At 51.3% G+C, this 23,020-nt stretch carries 16 protein-coding genes and 2 riboswitches; of the genes, 10 read left to right on the top strand and 6 right to left on the bottom strand.

The genetic code is table 11. From position 1 onward, the window contains the following. Positions 1-69: 69 nt before the first annotated feature. Both A3844_RS13375 and A3844_RS13370 read left to right on the top strand, forming a co-directional pair. Complete coding sequence (locus A3844_RS13375) at positions 70-678, top strand: TasA family protein (RefSeq protein ID WP_074086653.1); 609 nt, start codon at positions 70-72, stop codon at positions 676-678. Positions 679-1,074: 396 nt separating this feature from the next. After that, the gene (locus A3844_RS13370; protein ID WP_074086877.1) at positions 1,075-1,407 is read left to right on the top strand and encodes a helix-turn-helix domain-containing protein; all 333 of its coding nucleotides are present in this window, start codon (positions 1,075-1,077) and stop codon (positions 1,405-1,407) included. 94 nt (positions 1,408-1,501) lie between these two features. Here the strand turns inward: A3844_RS13370 and A3844_RS31890 are convergent, their stop codons facing one another. Beyond that, positions 1,502-1,657 carry an anti-repressor SinI family protein gene (locus A3844_RS31890; protein ID WP_083606841.1) on the bottom strand — a complete coding sequence of 52 codons (156 nt, stop codon included), beginning with the start codon at positions 1,655-1,657 and terminating at the stop codon, positions 1,502-1,504. 28 nt (positions 1,658-1,685) lie between these two features. After that, a riboswitch (cyclic di-GMP riboswitch) is annotated at positions 1,686-1,779 on the bottom strand. A 437-nt stretch (positions 1,780-2,216) separates the two neighbouring features. On the opposite strand from A3844_RS31890, the gene A3844_RS13360 reads away from it, so the two are divergent. The 4 genes from A3844_RS13360 (at position 2,217) to A3844_RS13345 (ending at position 8,250) form a co-directional block, all read left to right on the top strand. Next, on the top strand, positions 2,217-5,087 hold the full coding sequence (locus A3844_RS13360; RefSeq protein WP_074107639.1) for a 2-oxoglutarate dehydrogenase E1 component: 2,871 nt from the start codon (positions 2,217-2,219) through the stop codon (positions 5,085-5,087). 51 nt (positions 5,088-5,138) lie between these two features. Beyond that, the gene (gene odhB / locus A3844_RS13355) at positions 5,139-6,446 is read left to right on the top strand and encodes a 2-oxoglutarate dehydrogenase complex dihydrolipoyllysine-residue succinyltransferase (RefSeq protein ID WP_074107638.1); all 1,308 of its coding nucleotides are present in this window, start codon (positions 5,139-5,141) and stop codon (positions 6,444-6,446) included. A gap of 614 nt (positions 6,447-7,060) precedes the next feature. After that, a complete protein-coding gene (locus A3844_RS13350) occupies positions 7,061-7,789 on the top strand; it encodes an SDR family oxidoreductase (protein WP_074086650.1) in 729 nt (242 codons plus the stop codon). Between the two features lie 20 nt (positions 7,790-7,809). Next, entirely contained in the window at positions 7,810-8,250 is a 441-nt protein-coding gene (locus tag A3844_RS13345; protein ID WP_074086876.1) for a MerR family transcriptional regulator, read from the top strand. Positions 8,251-8,863: 613 nt separating this feature from the next. On the opposite strand, the gene A3844_RS13335 is transcribed toward A3844_RS13345, so the two are convergent. The 3 genes from A3844_RS13335 to A3844_RS13325 all read right to left on the bottom strand — a co-directional run bounded on the left by A3844_RS13335 (position 8,864) and on the right by A3844_RS13325 (position 12,586). Next, entirely contained in the window at positions 8,864-10,132 is a 1,269-nt protein-coding gene (locus A3844_RS13335; protein WP_074107637.1) for an L-lactate MFS transporter, read from the bottom strand. Between the two features lie 124 nt (positions 10,133-10,256). Further along, positions 10,257-10,985, bottom strand: a complete 729-nt coding sequence (locus A3844_RS13330; protein ID WP_074086647.1) for a LytR/AlgR family response regulator transcription factor — start codon at positions 10,983-10,985, stop codon at positions 10,257-10,259. Beyond that, complete coding sequence (locus tag A3844_RS13325; RefSeq protein WP_208619427.1) at positions 10,982-12,586, bottom strand: sensor histidine kinase; 1,605 nt, start codon at positions 12,584-12,586, stop codon at positions 10,982-10,984. The genes A3844_RS13330 and A3844_RS13325 overlap by 4 nt, the downstream gene beginning before the upstream one ends. A gap of 270 nt (positions 12,587-12,856) precedes the next feature. Between A3844_RS13325 and A3844_RS13320 the strand changes: the two genes are divergently transcribed. Beyond that, a complete protein-coding gene (locus A3844_RS13320; RefSeq protein WP_074107636.1) occupies positions 12,857-13,435 on the top strand; it encodes a nucleotidyltransferase family protein in 579 nt (192 codons plus the stop codon). Between the two features lie 459 nt (positions 13,436-13,894). Here the strand turns inward: A3844_RS13320 and A3844_RS13315 are convergent, their stop codons facing one another. Next, the gene (locus A3844_RS13315; RefSeq protein ID WP_074086645.1) at positions 13,895-15,319 is read right to left on the bottom strand and encodes an NAD(P)/FAD-dependent oxidoreductase; all 1,425 of its coding nucleotides are present in this window, start codon (positions 15,317-15,319) and stop codon (positions 13,895-13,897) included. A 124-nt stretch (positions 15,320-15,443) separates the two neighbouring features. Further along, a riboswitch (purine riboswitch) is annotated at positions 15,444-15,543 on the bottom strand. 286 nt (positions 15,544-15,829) lie between these two features. Here A3844_RS13315 and A3844_RS13310 point away from each other — a divergent pair. Continuing rightward, the gene (locus A3844_RS13310; protein WP_074086644.1) at positions 15,830-16,924 is read left to right on the top strand and encodes a GGDEF domain-containing protein; all 1,095 of its coding nucleotides are present in this window, start codon (positions 15,830-15,832) and stop codon (positions 16,922-16,924) included. A gap of 77 nt (positions 16,925-17,001) precedes the next feature. Here A3844_RS13310 and A3844_RS13305 read toward each other — a convergent pair whose 3' ends face one another. Further along, positions 17,002-20,139: an EAL domain-containing protein gene (locus tag A3844_RS13305; RefSeq protein WP_074107635.1), complete on the bottom strand. Its 3,138-nt coding sequence runs from the start codon at positions 20,137-20,139 to the stop codon at positions 17,002-17,004. 297 nt (positions 20,140-20,436) lie between these two features. Between A3844_RS13305 and A3844_RS32780 the strand changes: the two genes are divergently transcribed. Beyond that, positions 20,437-20,580 (top strand): hypothetical protein, encoded by a 144-nt coding sequence (locus tag A3844_RS32780; RefSeq protein WP_167330798.1) that lies wholly within the window; start codon positions 20,437-20,439, stop codon positions 20,578-20,580. A gap of 161 nt (positions 20,581-20,741) precedes the next feature. After that, positions 20,742-23,020 (top strand): TPM domain-containing protein (locus tag A3844_RS13300; protein WP_074107634.1); only part of this gene is annotated, 2,279 nt, incomplete at its 3' end.

The following is a 23,020-nucleotide window of genomic DNA, read 5'->3' as shown; positions in this document are numbered from 1 at the left end:
CCGCCTACGAAACGGAAGATACAATATACATTTATCATTCGCTTTACTAATCAGAGGAGGAATTAGAATATGGGTATCAAGAAAACATTGGGTTTTGGCATGGCATCGGCAGCACTCGGTTTGTCTTTGATTGGCGGAGGAACCTTCGCATATTTCAGCGATACTGCTACAAGCACGGCAACCTTCGCAGCAGGTACGCTGGATCTGAATTCTGATCCTTCAGTAATCGTAGATATCCCTAACCTGAAACCGGGTGATACTGTAACCAAAACCTTCAAGCTCAAAAATGACGGAACCCTGGACATCGGCTCAGTATTGCTGAAGACCACTACAGAGATTACAGATACGCTCGGCGACAACAACGGTGTCGATCTCAGCAAATTCATCAAGGTTAAATTCCTGAAGAATAATGATAAAGGAACCATTCTCACACCGGAGGTTGTCGTATACGAAACCACACTGGATGCCCTGAAGAGCCAAACCCCCGATCTTGTAAACAATACCGGTCTGGATCAAATCTGGACGGAAGCCGACGGTATCAAAGCTCAGAGCAGCGACAGCTTTACAGTCAAGTTCGAATTCGTTGACAATGGTGAAGCACAGAACTATTTCCAAAAGGATAAGCTGAAGCTGACTTGGAACTTCGAGGCCAAACAAGGCCCTAAAAAAGATTATTAATTCATAACGGACTGCATTCTGAAGCAGCCTACCCTGATTCCGGAGCCGGAGCAGATTAGGCTGTTTTTTCTTTGTAACGATTGATTTTTGTCCATTTTACGGAAATTTGTTATACTGATAAAAAGAAACGTCTTCGCCGTCCTCCGAAAGAGGCGGTATCCGTTTCTCCATAAATAGAAGGACAATGTATAGCGTCAAGCATATACATTCTTATATTTCAATTGGAAACGGCTACGTCGTCTTTTACAAGCTTATGCTTCCGAAGCAGCAATACTACGTATCGCCTTCAAATAGCCGTTTCAGCGAGAAATATAAGGATGATTGATGGCATAGAACAGTTAAATCCTTATATTTTAACAATAAGTACGGAGGGGCGTTGTAATCGTGCCGGATAATATGGGAAGTCGCATCCACCAACTCCGTCTGGAAAAAGGCTGGTCCTTATCCGAATTAGCGGACAAGTCAGATGTGGCAAAATCATACTTAAGCAATGTAGAAAGAAATATCCAATCCAACCCCTCTATTCAATTCATCGAAAAAATCGCCGATGCGCTCCAGGTGTCTATCCACAGCCTGCTGTATGGCGAGCCCTCAGAGACTGACGAATCCGCACTAGATGGCGAATGGTTCCGGCTCGTTCAAGAAGCCATGGCTTCCGGCATAAGCAAACGGGAATTCAAAGAATTCCTCGATTATCAAAAATGGCGGCTGGAGCAAAAGGATCAATAACGGGCGGTTGTCCTAAGGCTCCAGCGATACAGAAAAGGGCACAGCGTCTGGCGCTGTGCCCTTTTCTGTATGTATTCCCGCAAAGTAAACGCCCCTACATTACCTGCAACGTTGTCTTTTCACTTAAAAACTGGCGGATTTCATCTGCCCCGATGCCTGCTTTCTTCGCCGACATCAGCAAATACACCCATTCTAGATCCAGATCACCCATCAGCAGTTCTCCGTCATTCCCCTGGTTGGACTTATCCAAGATATCTCCTCCTAGAATTTTTGCGTCCCCAGGCAGTCCGGCCGTCGTAGTAGTTGAAGCCTTTCTACATTAGACCCGAGACTTTGTGTCCCTGCCTTTCAGCAGGTTTACCCTTTACTGGATCCTTTACATGAAAGGATCTGGTTAGAAAACAATGAAACCGTTATCCGCAATAACATTATATAAGTTCTCACAAGAAAAGTGTGTCGATTTATGGAAATTTTTTATGACAAGTAGTGCAAAAGAACAGTTTTTTTTGCTGGGATTTGTCCAATAGATATGACTTTAGGAACTGTTCATGAAGCATTCGGTGGCATCCATGGGTAATTATTACCGCATCACCCTGTTCACATCCAGCTTCAGGTAACCGATATCCGTTTTTCATCATTTAAGGACTGAATCATGCCGTTTTGCGAACGGATTCCCCGAAAGTATGAATTGATTACACGCCTTGAAAGTAGCACAATAAGATGAGGAATGAAACCGCAACCATCGCAGCTCCACTGGGCGCCCAAGCCTCATGCCGCACGTGGAGTTCATCCGTTAGGAGGATGTATTCATGGCAGTTAAAGAGCCCTATAACGAATCCATTTGGAGTAAGTATCACGGCCCCAATCTGGGCTACATTCAAGAGAAATATGAGCAATTTGTTCATGATCCTTCATCCGTAGAACATCATTACCGCGATTTGTTTACCGTTTCCGGCCCTCCTCCGCTCGCTCCGGATGCCGTTCAGGCTCCGCAGCCGGCCCTTTCGGGAGACACCGAGTGGCTGAGAAAGGCCGTACGAGCTTCCAAGCTAATCGCCAATATTCGTATATATGGCCATATGGCCGCCAATATCGATCCGCTGGAGCAGGTTAACAGCCCTATGGCGAAATGGCTGGATTATGAAACCTATGACTTGACCCGCGAAGATCTGATTGCCTTGCCTGCCTCGCTGATCTGGGAGAATGCGCCGCCGGATGTTCATACCGCATGGGATGCCGTTCACCGGATGCGTCAGGCATATACGCAGACTATCGCCTACGAATTCGGACATGTGCATGACGAACAGGAGCTTCGCTGGCTGAACGGTCAGGCGGAGTCTACAAGCTCTCCCGCGCCGCTGAACAATACCGAGCGCAAGGAGCTGCTGAACCGTCTGATCCAGGTAGAGCAGTTCGAGACCTTCCTGCATAAGACCTTCGTCGGCCAAAAACGCTTCAGCCTGGAAGGCAATGACGCGCTGGTGCCCATGCTGGACGAGATTGTCCGTGCCGCCGCGCATGATGGTGCAGAGCATATCCTGATGGGCATGGCCCACCGCGGACGTCTGAATGTACTGGCTCATATTCTCGGGAAGCCCTATGATATTATTTTCTCGGAATTCCATCATTCTCCGAACAAGGAGCTTTTCCCTTCCGAAGGCTCCATGGGCATTAACTACGGCTGGACCGGCGACGTGAAATACCATTTGGGTGCTGACCGCGCCGTGCGCGAGGGCGAGACCGTCCGTACCCGTATTACACTGGCCAATAACCCGAGCCATCTGGAATTCGTCAACCCTGTCGTTGAAGGCTTTACACGTGCAGCTCAGGAAGACCGGAATTCCCCGGGTTTGCCGCAGCTCGACACGAACAAGGCCATGGCTGTACTGATGCACGGGGATGCCGCTTTTCCGGGCGAAGGAATTGTTGCGGAAACGCTCAACATCGGCAAGCTCAAAGGGTACTCCAACGGCGGTACGGTGCATATTATCGTCAATAACCGGATCGGATTCACTACCGAAAGTGAAGATTCCCGTTCCACCCATTATGCCAGTGACCTTGCCAAAGGCTATGAAATCCCTGTGGTACACGTCAATGCCGATGATCCGGAGGCCTGCATCTCCGCTGTCCGCCTGGCTAGCGCCTACCGCAATCAATTTAAGAAGGATTTCGTGATCGATCTGATTGGATACCGCCGCCACGGTCATAATGAGATGGATGATCCTGAAACCACCCAGCCGATTGTGTATGGCAGAGTGCGTAACCATCCGACCGTCTATCGTGTCTATGCGGAACGCCTGCAGCGGGAGAAGATCATCACGGCAGATGATGTGAACCAGATGAACCTTGATGCGGAAAAAGTGCTTCAGGAAGCCTTCGACCTGATGAAGGATGGCAAGCGCAAGAACGGAGAAGCCAAAACCTCGGTACCGCTCGAAACGGAAGCAACTCAGCCGCAATCCACGACGGTGCAACTGGAGCAGCTGCAGCAGATCAACCGGGAGCTGCTGACGGTACCGGACGGCTTCAAGGTCTATCCGAAGCTGGAGCGGATTCTGCAGCGCCGCAAGGATGCGCTGAATGACGGAGAACGGGTAGACTGGGCACTCGCCGAAACGCTGGCATTCGCCACTATCCTGAAGGACGGTACACCGATCCGCCTGAGCGGCCAGGATTCCCAGCGCGGAACCTTCGCCCACCGTCATCTGGTGCTGCACGACAGCGAGACAGGTGCACTGTTCTCTCCGCTGCACCAGCTTAGCGATTCCAAGGCATCCTTCGGGGTGTACAACAGCCCGCTCTCGGAAGCCTCGGTACTCGGCTACGAATACGGCTACAATGTGTTCGCGCCAGAAACCTTCGTGATCTGGGAAGCACAGTATGGCGATTTCGCCAATGCTGCTCAGGTTATTATCGACCAGTTCATTGCTGCCGGACGCGCGAAATGGACCCAACGCAGCAATCTAACGATCCTGCTGCCGCATGGATATGAAGGGCAAGGCCCTGAGCACTCCAGTGCCCGGCTGGAACGGTATCTGCAGCTCTCCGCTGAAGAGAACTGGACTGTGGCGAACCTGAGCTCTGCAGCGCAGTATTTCCATCTTCTGCGCCGCCAGGCAGCCTTGTGCGGCAAGGGAGAGGCCCGCCCGCTCGTGATCATGGCTCCGAAGAGCCTGATCCGCAACCCGCGCAGCACCTCCTCCGGAGCCGAGCTGGCTTCCGGCGGATTCCAGCCTGTACTTCCCGAGCCGCTTCTTGGCGGCAGTCCCGGGGAGATCAAACGGCTGGTAGTGTGCAGCGGCAAGGTAACACTCGATCTGCAGACGGAGCTGGAGGCCGCCAAGGATCAAGACTGGTCCTGGCTGCATATCCTCCGTCTGGAGCAGCTCTATCCATTCCCTGAACGGGAACTGGCTGCACACATCAGTGCGATGGGTTCCCTTACGGAAATTGTGTGGCTGCAGGAAGAACCGAAGAACATGGGCGGCTGGAGTTATGCCGAGCCCCGGCTGCGGGCCATCGCCCCGCAGAACATCAAGGTGCAGTATATCGGCCGTCCGGAGCGATCCAGCCCGGCTAGCGGATATGCAGACGTGCATACTTTTGAGCAGCGTCGTATAGTAACAGAAGCCCTGAAATTGAACTCGCAAGTACAAGCGGCTGTACCGTCTTCCAGATAGAGGGCGGTGTCTCGGTAACGTAAACTATTCTATTTGGGGAGGTAAGGGCCTGTGTCCGAAATTAAAGTACCCGATTTGGGCGAATCTATTTCCGAAGGAACGATCTACAAATGGCTGGTAAAAGAGGGGGATACGGTCGGTCAGGGGGATGTGCTCGCTGAACTGGAGACTGACAAGGTCAACCTGGAGATCAGCGCGGAGGAGGACGGCGTCATCTCCTCCATCCTGCGCCAGGCCGGCGAGAATGTAGCCGTCGGCGAAGCGATCGGCATCATCGGCAGCGGCGCCGGTACGGCAGGCGCCGAAGCGCCGCAGAGCGCTGCGGCCGGCAAGCCGGAGGCTCCTGCTGCGAGCAGCGAAGCCCCAGAGGCTGCCGCACCGCAGGCAACGGCGCCAGCTTCCCCCGCCGCACCCGATGCAGCGGCGGCGGGCACTGCGGCCCTGGCTTCGCCGGGGGCGCGCAAGCTCGCGCGGGAGCGGGGCATCGACCTCGGCGAGGTCAGTGCCCGCGACCCCATCGGCCGGATCGCTACGGCCGATGTGAAGGGCCATGGCGCAGCTGGGCCGGAGGCCGCTGCGCCAAGCGCTCCGGCGGCAGCGGCCGCGCCTGCGCCGGTGAAGCCTGCGGCGGCAAGCTCCGCGCCGCAGGAGGAAGGCAAAGCCGTCGAGCGCAAGCGCATGTCGCGCAGACGGCTGACCATCGCGAGCCGCCTCGTCGAGGCGCAGCACACCGCGGCCATGCTGACCACCTTCAACGAGGTGGACATGACCGCGATTCTCGACATCCGCAAGCGCCGCAAGGATGCCTTCAAAGAGAAGCATGATGTCGGACTCGGCTTCATGTCCTTCTTCACCAAAGCAGTGATCGGCGCACTCAAGGCCTATCCGCTACTGAACGCCGAGATCGACGGCGAGGATCTCCTGATCAAGAAATACTATGACATCGGCATTGCCGTATCTGCCAAAGAAGGCCTCGTAGTGCCGGTCGTCCGCGATGCAGACCGGCTGAGCTTCCCGGAAATTGAGCGGAAGATCGGTGAGCTGGCCTCCAAGGCACGCACGAATACGCTAAGCCTGCCAGAACTGCAGGGCGGTACCTTTACTATCACCAATGGCGGGGTTTTCGGCTCACTCATGTCGACACCAATCCTCAATACACCGCAGGTTGGTATTCTCGGAATGCACAAGATCCAGCTCCGTCCGATCGCCCTGGACGAAGAAAGAAGCGCCAACCGCCCGATGATGTATATCGCACTGTCCTACGATCACCGCATCGTGGACGGCTCGGAAGCAGTTAGCTTCCTCGTCAAGGTCAAGGAATTGCTGGAAGATCCTGAAGCACTGCTGCTGGAAGGCTGATCCCTTACATCTTCGGATAAGAAATCACCACAAATCTAGAAATAATCTTCTTCAAGAGGGCTACACAGACAGTTTGAAATTGTCTGCGTAGCCCTTTTTCTCTATAACCATTCTATTCCTGCCTCCACGGAAACCTCTTACAATTAATTCCCCTTCACAACTATGCCCAGCAGAAGGGTAAGTGGATTATCTCCACCTATTTTTGTCAAAATCATCATTATATAAGTAATTAAATGGTTTCATCCACCTAATCCAGGCAATTTACTTGCATTTCCACTCTAGGGCATAGATTAGTTCTACTTTTTTCCACTAAATTTATTCTCAGAAGGAATCAGGCCAGATTAGTGATACTTTTTCCACTATAACAGAGTGAGCTAAGCATCCAACCGATAAGATACCTCTTGGTTAGGCAAGACTCTTCCTCACCTCAGCAACTCCCATAGCCCACCTCCACTCCCCTTATCTGCCCTTCTCTTATCCGCCCTCCTCTCCTCCTTTTCTTATCCTGCAACGCCCCCCCTTAAAATTTGTTCCTTGACTTTGAGCATACTCCAAGTAGTACATTCATGGCAGGTGGCCACCGTATCTTGGAAGATGAAAAGGGGAACTAAGAAATGACACAACCTACAACCGTTCTGATCACAGGCGCAAATAAAGGGATCGGCTTTGAAACAGCCAGACAGCTCGGAGCCCTCGGACATAGAGTCCTGATTGGCTCGCGCGACGAGCAGCGTGGCAGCGAAGCGGCAGCCGCTTTGACACAGGAAGGCATCCATGCACACTTTATCCAGCTTGACTTGCAAGATCAGGATAGCATTGCAGCTGCGGCGCAAACAATTGCCAAGGAGTACAGTGGTCTTGATGTGCTAATCAACAATGCGGGCATTTCTCTTGGGGGTGCAGCTGCTCCAAGCCAATTGCCGGTGAATGACCTCAAAGCAACGTTCGAAACTAACTTTTTCGGTACGATTGCTGTAACCAGAGCTATGCTCCCGCTGCTCCTGCAATCTCCGGCTGGACGGATCGTCAACATGTCGAGCGGCCTGGGCTCCTTGACCTTCAACAGCGATCCCCATCACGAGCATGCCCAATTTAACCTGCTTGCCTACAATAGCTCCAAAGCGGCGGTTAACATGGCTACGATTACTTTTGCCAAGGAATTCAAGGATACTCCGCTCAAGATTAATTCAGGAGATCCCGGCTTCACCGCCACCGATCTCAATGGCTTCACTGGTCAACGCACCGTAGAGCAAGGGGCTAAGATCGCTGTACGTCTGGCTACACTGGATGCAGACGGCCCGACAGGAGGATTTTTCGATGAGAATGGAGAAGTTCCTTGGTAATGTTACTCAAGGAGGTTCCAATGGACATTACTGCGCAAGATATACCGGAGACCGTCACTTCCATCAGCCAGGCTGCCGAACTGACCGGCTTGACCGAGGATACGATACGCTATTATGAGCGGATTGGTCTGCTGCCGTATGCCGACCGCAAACCTAACGGCCATAGACACTACAGCAGGGACCAGATTCTTGGTATCCGTTTCCTGATGCGCCTTAAGGCTACCGGAATGACACTGGAAGAAATGCGGCATTATCTGGAGCTGACCCATCAGGGCGATGGCACGCTATCCGAACGGTACACCCTGCTGGAAGCGCACAATGACAAAATCGCCCGTGAGATCGCAAAACTCCAAGAGACGCAAGAGGTTATCCGTTATAAGCTCCGCCACTTCCGCGAGCTGGCAGAGAATCCGAATACTGAGTCTTACGACTGCGAGGCTCCGGATAGCAGCGGTCCATAAGCCCATTCTTTCTGAGTTGAATATCAGCCCCCAAATAAACTGTTTCTCCACCTAAGCGTGGACAACGGCTTCGTTTGGAGGGTTTTATCTTGCTCGTATTATACAGTTATATAGATAGGACTTGGGAACTTGATCATGAGATCCGTGAATCCTTAGTGGAGAAAGGATCACTAATCCAACTCATTTGGCTTATGAAGTGTCCTATGTGGGAAAAAGTATCACTAATTCTGCTGAAAACGCCGTATGGGATGATTAAGCATGAATTAGGTGTACAAAATCCCACAAAAACCTTCTGTCACAGAGTTCCAGCCCATTTAGTTATACTTATTCCACTTCGCTTCAGTCCCTAAGGAGATACAGCCAGCCAGCCAGCCATACATACCGACGTAGCCCCTTATATTAAGGGCGGACCACGATTGTTCCGTTAATGTGTTACAACAAATACCCGATATATCGGATTATTCAGCAACTCTCTGACCTCTACCAGGGCTGGAACGCAAATTAAAAAAAGAGATATCCGCCTGCCGTCTGCACGGAGGGCCTGGATATCTCTTTTTCAGGTGGATTCTCTTTGTCTCTAATCTTCTTAAACCGACATAAATTTATCTATGGCTCAAGCCGTATGCCGTGAAGGCTTCAGGCTCATTCCCTTTTCTTTGACCTGCTTCTGCACCGGAGGCTTCAGGGAAACCGCAAGGATGCAGGCCAGGATACATAGAAGTCCGATCACAATGAAGGTAGGCTTGAATCCCCCGAGGAACGCGGCGATGAACGAACCGGATAAGGCGCCGATCCCGAAGCCCTGGTAGACGATTCCATAGTTCTTGCTGTGGTTCTTAAGGCCGAAGAAGTCGCTGACAATGGCCGGGAACACTGTAATGTTACCCCCGAAGCAGAACGCGATTGCTGCCACACAAGCGAAGAACAATCCGTAGTTTAAGGTTGCATAGCTAAGGGTAAGCATCGCTGCGGCGGTGACCAGAAGGGTGGCACTAACCAGCTTCAGACGGCTCATACGGTCAGACAAGGCTCCCAGAATCAGCCGGCCGGCCGTATTGAAGATGGCGATCATCGCCACGGCATTTGCCGCTGCTGCAATATCCAGACCGGCCAGCTGCACCCCGATATCCTTAACGATACCAATCAGATAGAGGCCGCTCATGCAGGCGGTGAAGAAAATGACGAACAGCAGGTATGCTTCCTTCGTACGAAGCATTTCTTTGACAGTATAGTCTTTCACCAGAACCGGAACTGCAGGGCCAGCAGCTGAAAGAGCCGCTTTGCCCCTTGCAGCTTGTGCCGGAGCAGCCACAGGTGCTTCCCGAACCAGCAGTGAACCCACAACGATCATAACCATAACCATAAGGCCCCAATATAGGAAAGCACTAGACACCCCTGCCGACTCAATTAGACTGCCGTTGATATATTTGAACACCAGGCTTCCTGTTCCATAGGCACCTACCGATACACCTGAGATTAAGCCTTTATTCTTCGGGAACCATTTAATCAGATTGGACAGCGACGTAATGTACGCCGTTCCGTCTGCATACCCGACAACTACACCGGCCAGCAAGTAAAACATCGGAAGGGAGCTGGCCTGTGAACTTAGGATCAGACCTAGACCCAGCATAATCCCTGCGGCTGCGGTCAGTCTGCGGAGGCCGAACCGGTCCTGCAGTTTCCCCGCGAACAGCGTCGCGAAGGCCAGGGCAAAGCTGGTGATGGAAAAAGTTATTGAAACCGAGCTGAGCTCCCAGCCGAATTTACTTACGAGCTGTGCATTGAACAGGCTCCAGGTATAGATCGTGCCCAGTCCCATCTGCATAATCACTGTACCTAACACGATGAGCCACCGCTTGCTGCCCGCTGTAGTCGTTGTCATGGGGTATTCCTTCTTTCTCTCAATTGGTCGCTTCGAGGCCTTCTTTGCCTCTTCATTGTAGCGAAAATGCACTTTCTTGAGAGAAATCCGGAATGAGATGACTTAATCGGGGAATGAACTGCCGCTAGATGCGCATGATCTGCCTGAATTCCTTCACCTTGCTGCGGCTGACCGGCACTTCATAGTCCAGATCGCGCAGCCGGAGCAGGTAGGTATTATTGAACCAGGGGATGATTTCCTTGATTTTGGACAGATTCACGACATATGAGCGGTGGCAGCGGAAGAAGCGGTCCTGCGGCAATCGGCTGTGAAACTCACTGATGCTTAAGGCCATACTGTACTCCTCCCCCTTGGTTATAACACTCGTTGTTTTTTCCTGCGCCGAAGCATAATAGATTTCATCGGCATCGACGACGATGATCTTCTCATTTTTCCACAGGTTGACCTTGTCGCTGACCTTCACATGTTCTTCTCCCGCCTGGTGTCCGCGTGCCGCAAATGCCCCCTCCAGCTTACTCAGCATCGCCTTAATTCTCGTTTCACTGTAGGGCTTCAGAATATAGTCAAAAGCTTCAATCTCAAACGCCTCGGCAGCATGCTCCTTATACGCAGTAATGAACACAATATAGGGCTTGACCGAGAACCGGCTGATATTCTGGGCCAGCAGCACACCGTCAATGGAAGGAATGTTGATATCCAGAAAAAGCACATCCACTTCCTCCGTCTGCAGATACTTCAGCGCGTCCAGCCCGTCCTCGAACTCGGCGGCAATTCTTATGTTGCTGTGTGCCCCGATCAGAAAAGCAAGCTCCTGCCTTGCCAGTACTTCATCCTCTACAATTATCGCTCTCATCGCTGCTCCTTTGTGACGTCGAAATAGATCTCCGTCCCTTTATCCAGCCGGTGGATCGTCAAGCCATTGCCGTATATCAGCTTTACCCGCTGATGCACGTTGTACAGCCCGATTTTGTTATCCGGCATATCTCCGCTGTAGACCTTCTCAATCGTTTCCTGATTGATCCCTACACCCGTATCGGTAATACCTATCCGCACCATGCCTCCCAGGTCCTTCACGGAAATTGTCACCGTCCCTTGACCCTTCACCTTCAGGATGCCATGGACAATCGCATTCTCCACCAGCGGCTGAATGATCAGACTGGGAATCCGCACCTCTACCTCGTCAATGTCATACTCCACGGCAAGCCGACTGCCGAAGCGCGCTTTTTCGATCTCCACATATTGCTGGACCTGCTGCAGCTCGCGCCGGATATCAATGAATTCGTCAGTCAGCTCCAGATTGTAGCGCATATAGCCTGACAGATTGACGATCAGCTCCCGCGCCTTATCCGGGTCGATGCGGATGGAAGAAATGATCGCGTTCAGCGCATTGAACAGAAAATGGGGATTAATGCTCGTCTGCAGCGCCTTCAGCTCCGCCTTGTTGGCCATCTCCTTGATGCCCTCCACCCGGGACACCTCCATCAGCGTAGAGATAATCTGCGACAGCCCCACCGCCATCGCCTGCAGGGAGTAGGTGATTTTATGGGCTTTGGTGTAATAAATCTTGAGCGCGCCCGTGACCTCGCCCTTCTCTTTGAGCGGGATAATGATCAGTGAGCGGATCGCCCGGTTCATATATTCCGTATCATCGTCGCGGATGGTAATCTCGCCGCTTCGGAGAGTCATTTTCGTTTCTTCGCTGATAATCTCGTTTGCTTCCGCATAATATTCCTCTCCAACGCCAACATAGGCGCGGATGTAGCGGGTATCGGTAATGGCGACTGCATCGGCTCCAATATCATCCTTGATAATCCCGCAAATGGTCCGCAGCGACTGGGGGTTGATGTTCCGGAAATACGGCAGCGTCTTATTGGCAATGTCGAGAGCCAGCTTGGACTGCTTCGCGGCAATCCGCTCTTTCTCCCCTTCCACGCTCTGCACGAGCATGACGATAAGACCCACACTGATCTGGCCGACAATCATTGGAAAAGCAATCTTGGAGACGATGTCCGCACCCAGGGACGCCGGATTCGCCATAACCAGAATCAGCACCATCGTCAGCGCTTCACAGGCCATTCCGGCCAGAATTCCCGCGATCCAGCGGCGCTCTGCGGAGGTCCGGCGATAAATGACGCCCGAGACTATCCCCGCTGTAATGCTCGTAATCAGGCAGGGTACTGAAGTAATTCCCCCGATATCAATGAGAAAACGGTGAACCCCGGAGATAATGCCTGTAATCAAGCCTACCCATGGACCAAACAGAATCCCTCCGGCCACGATGGCGATAATCCGCACATTCACCAGGGAGCCTTCTACATTTATACCTGTATAGGTACCGAGGATTGCAAACAGACTGAAGACCACCGTCACCATCGCGAGTTCCTGGGGAGCATACGCCCCTTTAACGAAGATCTCCTTAAACCGCGGCACCCGTGTCAGCACGAACAGACACATCAGCAGCAGTGCCGCCCTCTCAAACAATTGCAGCAGTATCGTCAGATTATGTCCCACAGCCACGCCTCCAAAGGTCAATCTATCGGTCCATTATAGAATGCACCTTGCTGCATAAGCAATCCACTACATAAACTGAACTTAAGAATTAGATGATGTGGCCCAATGAATCGCTGTGATTACAGAGGTTCACCGAATCATGGGGAGTATATAGTGAGCTCTTCAAAATAAGGTTTATAATGAGAATAATGCGTGTAATTCATGGAGGTGCTGATGCTGCGGATACATAATGAAGAGGATTTGCTGCAGGCGGTGAAAGAAGATCGCTGGATGATGGATATTTTGGCGGCTGCAAGGGAGCTGCAATTACCAGACTCCTGGGTGTGTGCGGGATTTGTGCGCTCCAAAGTCTGGGATATGCAGCATGGCTTTGCTGAGAGAACACCCTTGGCGGATGTGGATGTGATCTATTACGACCCGGAAGACCTGCGGGAGGAGGTCGAGAAGATCTGGGAGGAAAAGCTGCGGAGTGGGTACCCTTCTATCCCCTGGTCAGTCAAAAACCAGGCGAGAATGCATGAGGTTAACGGCATTGCCCCGTACTCCTCGTCCACAGATGGTATGTCCAAGTTCCCCGAGACAGCGACTGCGCTAGGTCTGGCGATAGACGAACACGGGGAGCTTAGGTTGGCCGCTCCGCACGGGGTCTCGGATGTGATCCGGATGATCGTCCGCCCCTCCCCGCATTTTAGCGCCAACCCCAAGCTGCATCCGGTCTATGAATCCCGGATGGCGAAGAAGAACTGGCAGCGGATCTGGAACCAGCTTCAAGTCCTTTCCATACAGGATTAATCGCTTGAGTCTACACTGCCAGTTCTATGCCCACTACACCAATAATCTCTCCCCGCCGGTCTTTGACCGCTCTGGAGAGAGTAATGCACGATTGCTTCGTAATGGCTACACTGTCCTTTATTGAACAGCGTAGCCGTTATAGATTTTCCTGGTTAGAGCTGACTGGGTAGCCTCATTAGATTCGGCGGCAGGTTAATTGGAAAAAGTGAACTTAAATCGATCTTATCCCGGTTCTCCCCTAGCGCTAGCTGGAAAAAGTAGATCTAATCCGACCCTTTTCCATCCTTTTGTGTGAATCCGCTTAAATCAAGTCTACTTTGTCCCACTATTGCCTCCACGAAAAGCTTTTTCGTCTATTGAAGTGGACTCGTTCCACTTCACTTCCGGCAGCTCCCCACACGCACCCCTTTTGTCCTCTGATTCTACAGTTCCTCTTGCATTGCAGAACCCGAAGGTCTCTTACTCCAGCATCCCCCGCGCAATCCAGACCCCTGCAGCACCGGCCTGGGCCAGCCCGCGGGTGATGCCCGCTCCGTCACCGCCGCAGTAGAGACCGGAAATTTCCGTTTCCAGCTTCTCTGTCAGCTTCGGCCGGGCGGAATAGAATTTCGCTTCCACGCCATAGAACAGCGTATGCTCGGAGGCAATGCCCGGAGTGACTTTTTCCAGTGCCTCTACCATTTCAATCAGACTCTTCATCGTTGTATACGGCAGCACCAGCCCAAGATCCCCAGGCACCGCTTCCTTCAGCGTAGGCTCCAGAAACCCTTCCTTAATCCGTGTTTCAGTGGAACGGCGTCCGCGCAGAATATCCCCATATTTCTGGACAATGACACCGCCGCTGGACAGATCATTGGCCCGCTTGCAGATTTCCCGCGCATATTCATTCGGCTTGTCAAAAGGCTCCGTAAAGGTATGCGAAACCAGCAGCGCAAAGTTGGTATTCATGGAACCCAGCGCAGGGTCTTTGTAGGAATGCCCATTGGCCGCCATCACTCCGCTGTGATTCTCCACGACAACATGTCCGGATGGGTTGCTGCAGAACGTACGGACACGTGTGCCTACGGAGGTGTTGAAGATGAACTTTCCTTCATAGAGATGCTCATTAATCTCCCGCATCACGACGTCCGACGTTTCCACTCTAACGCCAACATCCACCTGATTGTTGTACATCTTGAGCCGGCGTCTCTTCAGCACATCCGTCAGCCACGCCGAGCCGTCACGCCCCGGAGCGATCATAACCTTGCCTGCCTCATAGCTCTCACCATTCTTCAGCACAATGCCTGTAATCCGGTGTTTGCCCTCTTCTTTAGCTGTAACGATATCTTGAACCTCAGTTTTGAACAGCATATCTATGCGTGTCCGCAAATATTCATATATGGATTTCAGGATTTCCAGGTTCTGCTCTGTTCCGAGATGGCGCACCTGCGCCCGCAGCAGCTTAAGCCCGGCGGCGTATCCCCGCTGCTCGATGCCCCGGATGCTTTCGGTTGTCGGATCCGTAATGACCGGTGTAGCTCCATGCTCCAGATTGATGTCATCCACATACTGGATCAGCTCCAGCACTTTGGATGGTGCCAGATAATCGGTCATCCAGCCGCCAAATTCCGTGGTGATATTGAACTTGCCATCGCTGTAGGCACCCGCTCCCCCAAATCCGGCGGTGATGGAGCAGGCAGGCAGACAGCCGGCGAATTCCTTGCGTCCTGAGGCTGGAGGGCAGAGTTTGATTTTCTCCTCCAGAATCGGGCAATTGCGCCGGTAGATATCATGACCCTTGTCCACCAGCAGCACTTTCAACTCAGGGGCTTTGCGCGTCAATTCATAGCAGGCGAAGATTCCGGCCGGACCGGCACCTACGACAATCACATCATATTTACTCATCGGTTTCTCTGTTCCTCCCAGGCTGAAACGGGCCTCATGTATCTAACAAGGACGGTATCCGTTTCTGCGGTAATCATAGTTCTTCTATAACGCAGCACAAAAAATCCTGACCACTTCATAGGTATGCTAAAAGCATCCTATTCGTAGCCAGGAATTTACGGTTCCCTGTAGAAACCCCCAAACCTTATCTTTGAGGATATACGAACAGCTAATCATTGTTTTATCAGCCAATAGGAATATTACAGAACATATGCGGATGTGTCAAGGAGTTTTGGTGCCAATAATTCGTGTTCCATGCACATATGGCATATAAACTCTAGGAAACACACTGAATAAACACCTAAACACGAACATTCATAATTCCAACATATTAGTATTGATGAATAAATCCCAGGATAGGAAATGGAAAATTCCAATATATAGTACGAATGTCTCATTCGTTTTTTGGAGGAAAACAGTGATTTTTGTCGAATCTATAGATACATTGCCACTGGAAAAGAGGAACATCCTATGCATATTCCACCGCCAACTCCTCGCCAAACGTACTGGAACCGTCTGATCCTAAATGCATTCTGGGTAGTACTGCTTGTCTATCTGGCCACTCAAATCATAATCTCTTTATCCATAAGCGGGGAACGCCCCGACTTTTCAGGTAAAAGCTTCTTGATCAATAATATACTGATTCCTGACCTTATCATTCTGGGTTCCTTGCTTATGCTGGAAGCCATACATAAATGGCGTCCCTTGTTGTCAGAACTCTCCATCATTATTGCCAGCCATTTGATCGCAATATTGATGATTTCGAATATCAGTGACGAATTCCATGTGAAGCCTCTGATTATGCTTATCCCTTTGCTGGTCTCCATGCTCTATTTGAGAAATATCTATTTGAAAGCCAGTTCCATTCTTTGTCTGATATATATGATCCTGCTGTTCCTGAGTACACATGCTTCTAGCTATATGGTGCGCGTCCAAAATGTTATGATTGCCCTAATTTTAACAGGGGCTGCTCTTGCCGGTTTTGGCATCATTGCCCGGGGGCGTGAACTGATGAATTCTCTGGAGAACTCGCTGAAATCGGAGCAGGAACTGCGCATACAAAATATCATTATGGACCGGCTGTCCAAGATTGATCCTTTGACCGATCTGTATAACCACAAAACCTTTCATGAATATCTTGGCTGGCTGATTGATCACCAGCAGAGTAATCCGTTTCCGATGCAGCTGGCTATTCTGGATATCGATAATTTCAAAAAAGTTAATGATCAGTATGGACACTGGGTCGGTGATATTGTACTGAGACAGGTTGCCGCAATGGTGCTGAAGCATATTGGTGCGGATGATTTCGCCGCCCGGTATGGGGGAGAAGAGTTTGTTGTGATTCTGACGGCTAAGAAGCTCGAGGATTCACGCAGGATCATGACGCGGATTCTAACTGCCATTGCCGAGCTGCCTATTACCGAAATGGATGGAGCTTCAATAACCGTCAGCATAGGCATGCATGACTACACCGGTACGGACTCCAAAAGCTCCACTTTTCAGCAGGCAGATGATGCACTGTACGAGGCCAAAAAATCCGGCAAGAATAAAATCGTTATTGCCTGAGAAACGGTCAAACATTCAAAAAGGGCCTCAGAGCAAAAAGCTCTGAAGCCTTTTTTTGTGCCATGCGGCAACTGAATTTATTCATGCAGATATTCGGGGCCATGACGTCTCTGAGGCTCCAGCAGCTCAATCACTCCGTGCTGCGGCACCGGACGGCTAATGAGATATCCCTGCACCTTGTCACAATCTGATTCCTTGAGAAACGCCAGCTGATCAGCATCCTCTACTCCTTCTGCTACAACCTCCAGGCCCATTTTATGCCCGAGAATGATGATGGTCTGGACAAAGGATTGGCTGTAGGCCTTTTCCACCAGCGAGTCGATGAAGATTTTGTCCATTTTGAGTGTGGAGATCGGTAACTGCTGCAAATAGCTCAGGGATGAATACCCCGTTCCAAAATCATCCAAAGCGATACGAATTCCGCGGGATTTCAGGAATTCCAGCTTGCTCACTGTGTTTTCAAAGGATTCCATGAAGATGGATTCCGTAATTTCAAGCTCCAGACAATTAGGCGCAAGGCCGCTTTCCTTCAGACTGTCGAGCACGATCTCCACGAAATCATCCTGCAGCAGCTGAATAATGGATATGTTTACTGAAATTTTGTAGGGTAAGCCCGTTCGGTCATTGATGCTTTTCATGAAATTGCAGGCCTCTCTAAGCACCCATTCCCCGATATAGATGATCAGCCTGGAATCTTCGGCAATTTTGATAAAGGACAGCGGAGATACAAAGCCCAGAACCGGACTGTTCCAGCGGATCAGCGCTTCAAAACCCGAGATAAGTCCTGTCCGGATCTCCACCTGCGGCTGGTAATGCAGCTGAAATTCATTGTTAATCATCGCACTGCGCAGATGTTTCTCAATGTTCATCCGTTCATTGAATGGCATATGCATGGACTTGTCGTAGACCACAAAGGTGTTTTTCCCTTCCTCTTTGGCTCTATACATGGCGACATCTGCATTCATCAGTATCTCTTCCGTAGTTTCACCATCTTCCGGGTAGAAGGAAATCCCAATACTCACAGAAACATACAAATTGCTCTCTCCGATCAGAAATGACCTGCGGAAGGAACGCAGAATACGCTCTGCCAGTTCAAGGACCTCTATGGGGTTCTCTGTATCTTTGACAAACACCACAAACTCATCACCGCCAAGCCGGGACAGCATGTCCCCTTCGCGCACAACGGACTGCAGCCGTTCACTGGCCTGACGGATCAGGATATCACCGGATTTATGGCCCAGCGTATCATTAATATATTTGAAATTATCCGTATCCACGAACAGAAGCGCCGCCTTGCCTCCGGGACGGTGGAAATAACTCTCCATAGTCTCCAGTAAAAGAATACGGTTGGGCAGGTTACTGAGTGAATCCATATACGCCAAACGGTGCATATTCTTTTGATTCTCCAGCAGCATATCATACTGGCCTACAAGCTCATCCTGCGTGGCTGTCAGCTGCTCATAGGTGGCTTCAAGCTCCTGGTAGCTGTTGCTTAGCTGGAACTCAGCCTGCTTGCGCTTGCTGATATCAATTAAGGAGCCCAGGAACAACATCATTTGGTCTTTGTGGTCTACAATAGCCTTGCCGCGCACTTCAAACCAGACGTAGCTGTTGTCCTTAGTGCGCATCCGGTACTCCAGTTCATAGATTGGAGTCAATCCGGCCAAGTGCTCCTGCCGGGCTTTGCGCGCGGGCTCCTGGTCGTCGGGATGGATGATGCTGAGAACACCGTCCTCGAACAGGTTGATCTCTTCTTCCGTGTAGCCCATGACCTCATACCAGCGTTCCGACAGTTTATATCTCCCGTTCTCGTAGTCCAGCTCCCACATGTAGGCACCGGAGCCCTCGGAAGAAAGCCGGAACCGGCGTTCACTTACGGCAAGCTTGCTCAACTGATCTTTCAGTTCCTCCTCGGTCGCCGACAGTTCTTCGTATGTGGCCTCCAGCTCCTCATAGCTGAGCTGCAGCTTGAGTTCATTCTGCTTGCATTCATCTATATCCATCCCGACGAGCACAAATATATCCTTGGCCCGCGGGTCCATTCCACGGATCAGCGTTGTCCGGAACGAGAAGTAGCGTGCTTCGTGTGAATGTGCCGGAAGCTTCAGCTCCACATTACTTACGTAATCTTGATGCACCGCCCGGATGAGAAGCTCTCTTAGCATTTCCGTCCCGCCATCGAGCCCTGACATCTTCTCAAGGCTCACATCCAGCACATCCTTCTCGCTAAGTCCGGTCATTGCTGCCGCATAGTGATTGAACTTTACAACCCGCTTATCCCCTTGCACCGCCCATACAATCATGCCGCTGTGCTCAATGACATCCCCGAAGAACTCCTGCTCCGAATGGATGGTCCGCCGGAGATGCCTGATATATACTCTGAGCGCAGCAATCACGGCGGCCAAGAGTAATATACCAATGATAATTCCGGATATTATCCGGCCGCGCATCATCGATCTGAAGTTTTCGGAATGGGTGAAAAAATATTGCTGGTACAGCTCCTCATAAGCCCCCGACCGCTCCAGCCGGTCCAGCCGCCCATTAATATAAGAGACGAGCTGAGGCTTAGACTTACTAACGCCAAAAGCGACATCTAAGGGGTATAAATCACTCATTTTCCGGACGATATTGCCGGTTAAGCCCTGCTCAACGATTAAATAGTCTACCACTCCCTGATTTTCAAAGAGCAGGTCAATCTCGCCTTTCCGCAGGGCTTCCAGCGCTTCTGGTACTGTTGCATATTCTATGTATTGTGAGGCATCTGTTTTATTTCGGAGAACGCTCTCGGAATATTGGTCCTTGCCGACGCCGATTATGTAATTCTTCAGGGTGCTTAACTTAATGTCTTCTTGGAGAGTCTGACGGGAATACACGGATATATAGCTTTTGAGTACAGGCTTGGAGAACAGGATCTGCTTCTTCCGTTCCTCAGTTATTGCGGTAAGACCTGTTGTATCAATTTCTCCCCGCGTCAGCCGTTTGTATGTATCCTCCCATTCGCCGGTACTGTAGTGAATCAGATATTCCCGATTCTCAAAAATCATACTCGTCAGGTTAATATCGAAGCCGGTCAGATATCCGTTCTGTATATACTTGTATGGCGGATAGTCGAGTTCTGCCTGGTATCGGATTTCCTGTCTTTCGGCGTGAGCGGATGCAGGGGGCGCAAGCATGAGCACAATGCTAATTAGAAGCAAGAGTTTACACCGCTTCATCGCAATTCTCCTTTTTCCAAAATATAAGAATTTTTATGCTTCACGCTATCATTTATATCAAGCTCTATTCGACAAAAAACGGTATGTTTCCTGCAAGAAGCCCCTGCAACTGCGATAAATTATGCAATTCCTCCTAAGTACACCTGTAAACAAAAAAATTGAAGTCCTTCACTTTTTTATATTGCTTTTTAGATAAAAAATGTGGATAATAGCATTAACGGTTGATAATGATTATCATTATTGAGAAAATCCAATCATTCCCTTCAATATATTTGAAATAAAGGAGACTGAACACCCATGAACGCAGCCACTACCCGGACGGCACTGAAGGTTGACGATTATCTGGATCTGCTCAATCTTGCTGTAAAAGTTGGAGATTTGAAATGGCAAAAGGAAATCAAATCCAGATTGCAATATATACTCTGCCTGCAAACCAGATAGCAGTCCTGCAGTTACGCCGCATCCCCTTGAGGGAATGCGGCTTTTTGGGTTCTTCGGGTGCTGAATCCCAAGTGAACAGCCGTAGGGTGTTTAATGATATAGTATAATTATCAGCATAATATACAGTACACTAGACCCCCTTCAGATCGGAGCGTGCCCCTTTGAAAAAATATGTTGTCTTGTTCCTGATGTTCAGCCTCCTATGGATGCCTAATGTGTACGCGGCGGGAATTCCTGCACAGGAGGGAATGGTTACCGATAAAGCCGGTCTGCTCACCAATCAGGAGGCGGCTGATATTGCAGCCATTGCTGCTGGTGACCTCTATACCATTCGGGTATTGACCGTGGATTCCCTGGATGGGGCTGAGGCTTCTGCCTATGCCACAGACGTATATGACTCCTGGGCCTTAACGCCGCAGGATGTTCTTCTCTTAATATCTGCCCAAGACCAGCAGGTTGAACTGAATTTCCTGAACCCGGGTCTCCAGAAGGAGATCAACACCTGGTCCCAGGCCCACGGCGGGGCTGCGGGTACTGCGGCCATCCAGAGAATACTGGATACGTACTTCATTCCCTATGTGCGGGAAGGCGATTTTGCCGGGGGTATCCGCTCCATGATTAAGGAGCTTCATTCCTTTGCCGGCACAAGCGGCGGTGCAGTTGCAACCGGTGGAAGTTCCGGGTCCCCGAACAGCGGCGCAGCAGCAGGCAGTACCACGGACAGCCGGAACAGCGGCGGTTCTGGACGTGCAGAGAGCGGCAGTTCCGGCCTTGGGCTACTCACACTAGCCGCGCTCGTCATTGGGATTGTACTGCTGGCAATAGTACTGTATGTGCTGTTCACTGGTCTGCGCAGACGGAGACAGCTTAGCAGCCAGCAGGAGCAGTTGGCAGACCTGCTGGTAAGGGCCAATCATGCCCTGGAATCCCTTCAGCCGTTCCAGGGCATTGTTCAGGGGAAAACCGGGGAAATGGTCGAGGGAATTTCCAAAAGGCTGTCAGCCAAGCTGGTGGAAATCTCCGCATTACAAAGCTCAGGCCAGAGTTCCCTGCCTCCGTTCTATCATTTGAAGGCACTCAAAGAAGCCAGTACAGAGCTGCAGCAGGCCGAGGAGGCTTACCGCTCAGCACTTGAGGAAGAGGAGCAGCATATAGCTGTAATCAGTGATGCCGACCGCAATGTCAAACAGCAGATTACAGAGCTGAAAAAGGATGCGCCTGAATTGAATGAATATCTCCAGAGCGCAGTGAAGGAGACCGGCTATGGGCTGGAGGAAATCGCGGAGGATCTGAAGGAACTGGCCGAGGAAACTGCCAAAGCGGATGAGCTGGAGCTCTTCGACCCGATTGCCGCACAGGATATGACCGGGGAAGCCCAAGAACGGCAGGAACAAATCGAGCAGGATCTGCGGGATGTTGATACTTATGACGATAAACTCAATAAATTTCCAGGGGTTGTGGCAGCTGCACGCAGCAAAATTGCAACACTGATCGAACAGAACTCCCTCCACAATATGAAGGTTAAGCCTTATGATAGTCTTGACCAGGCCTCTTCAGCCTCAGCAACGCTTGAAGCGCCTCTCCGTATCGGGGATATGGATGAAGTACGTAGAATCGCTGCCCAAATGGACACCTTGCTTGGTGAAGCCGTCCTCATGACAGAACGTCAGGCACTGATCCGCCAGAATAACCTGAGGGATCTGGCTACGATTCGCGGCCGCTGGAGTGAGCTGACTCAGCGGCGCAATGAGCTGCAAGGCCAGATTACTGAAGCCCGCAGCCGATTTGAGGAGTATCATCTAAGTCCTCTTGCAGAAGCGCTTGAGACATCGGGCACACAGCTCCGTCAGGGTGCGGGCGAAGTGCCGCAGATCGAAACCTGGACCAGCGACCAGCGCGGGGAATACGACAACGCCCGCAGCGGCCTGGACCGGCTGCTTCAGCTGCAAGAAGAAACCGTACAGAAATTCGATCATATCAGCGAAAGTCTGAGCACATTGAATCAACGCTTGTCTGACATTACCCGGCTCTTCTCTGAGGGGAAAGCCCAGGTTGATACGGCCCAGAACCGGCTGCAAACCAAGGGGATCGCTTCCAGAAGCCCCTTCCAGCTCTCCCTGCTGCCGGAGTATGCTGAACTGGAGCAGCGACTGGCTACCCGGCCTTACAACCTTGATGAGCTGGAGGCCGCGGGACGCTCCTATGCGTCCCGGATTTCTTCCTTCGTAGAAGAAGCGAACCGGCTGATACGCCAGAAAGAAGAAGAAGAGCGCCTGGCACAGCTGGCGATCCTGCGGGAACAGCAGCGCCGGGAGCAGGCGCGCAGGCGCTCCTCCTCTGGGGGTGGATTCGGCGGAGGACGATCCTCTGGAGGCTCCTCATGGGGAGGCGGCGGCCGTTCCTCCGGGGGATCGTCCTCCGCCGAATCCACCCCCAGAGG

The organism is Paenibacillus helianthi, from assembly GCF_001909055.1.
Taxonomy (GTDB): Bacteria; Bacillota; Bacilli; order Paenibacillales; family Paenibacillaceae; genus Paenibacillus_AQ; species Paenibacillus_AQ helianthi.
This window is presented reverse-complemented; position numbering and strand designations above follow the sequence as displayed.

What these genes read in the sequence shown, in the direction of transcription:
- A3844_RS13375 (WP_074086653.1), top strand. Translation starts at nt 70, where the DNA reads ATGGGTATCAAGAAAACATTGGGTTTTGGCATGGCATCGGCAGCACTC.
- A3844_RS13370 (WP_074086877.1), top strand. Translation starts at nt 1,075, where the DNA reads ATGGGAAGTCGCATCCACCAACTCCGTCTGGAAAAAGGCTGGTCCTTA.
- A3844_RS13360 (WP_074107639.1), top strand. Translation starts at nt 2,217, where the DNA reads ATGGCAGTTAAAGAGCCCTATAACGAATCCATTTGGAGTAAGTATCAC.
- A3844_RS13350 (WP_074086650.1), top strand. Translation starts at nt 7,061, where the DNA reads ATGACACAACCTACAACCGTTCTGATCACAGGCGCAAATAAAGGGATC.
- A3844_RS13345 (WP_074086876.1), top strand. Translation starts at nt 7,810, where the DNA reads ATGGACATTACTGCGCAAGATATACCGGAGACCGTCACTTCCATCAGC.
- A3844_RS13335 (WP_074107637.1), bottom strand. Translation starts at nt 10,132, where the DNA reads ATGACAACGACTACAGCGGGCAGCAAGCGGTGGCTCATCGTGTTAGGT.
- A3844_RS13330 (WP_074086647.1), bottom strand. Translation starts at nt 10,985, where the DNA reads ATGAGAGCGATAATTGTAGAGGATGAAGTACTGGCAAGGCAGGAGCTT.
- A3844_RS13325 (WP_208619427.1), bottom strand. Translation starts at nt 12,586, where the DNA reads ATGTGTCTGTTCGTGCTGACACGGGTGCCGCGGTTTAAGGAGATCTTC.
- A3844_RS13320 (WP_074107636.1), top strand. Translation starts at nt 12,857, where the DNA reads ATGCTGCGGATACATAATGAAGAGGATTTGCTGCAGGCGGTGAAAGAA.
- A3844_RS13315 (WP_074086645.1), bottom strand. Translation starts at nt 15,319, where the DNA reads ATGAGTAAATATGATGTGATTGTCGTAGGTGCCGGTCCGGCCGGAATC.
- A3844_RS13310 (WP_074086644.1), top strand. Translation starts at nt 15,830, where the DNA reads ATGCATATTCCACCGCCAACTCCTCGCCAAACGTACTGGAACCGTCTG.
- A3844_RS13305 (WP_074107635.1), bottom strand. Translation starts at nt 20,139, where the DNA reads ATGAAGCGGTGTAAACTCTTGCTTCTAATTAGCATTGTGCTCATGCTT.
- A3844_RS32780 (WP_167330798.1), top strand. Translation starts at nt 20,437, where the DNA reads ATGAACGCAGCCACTACCCGGACGGCACTGAAGGTTGACGATTATCTG.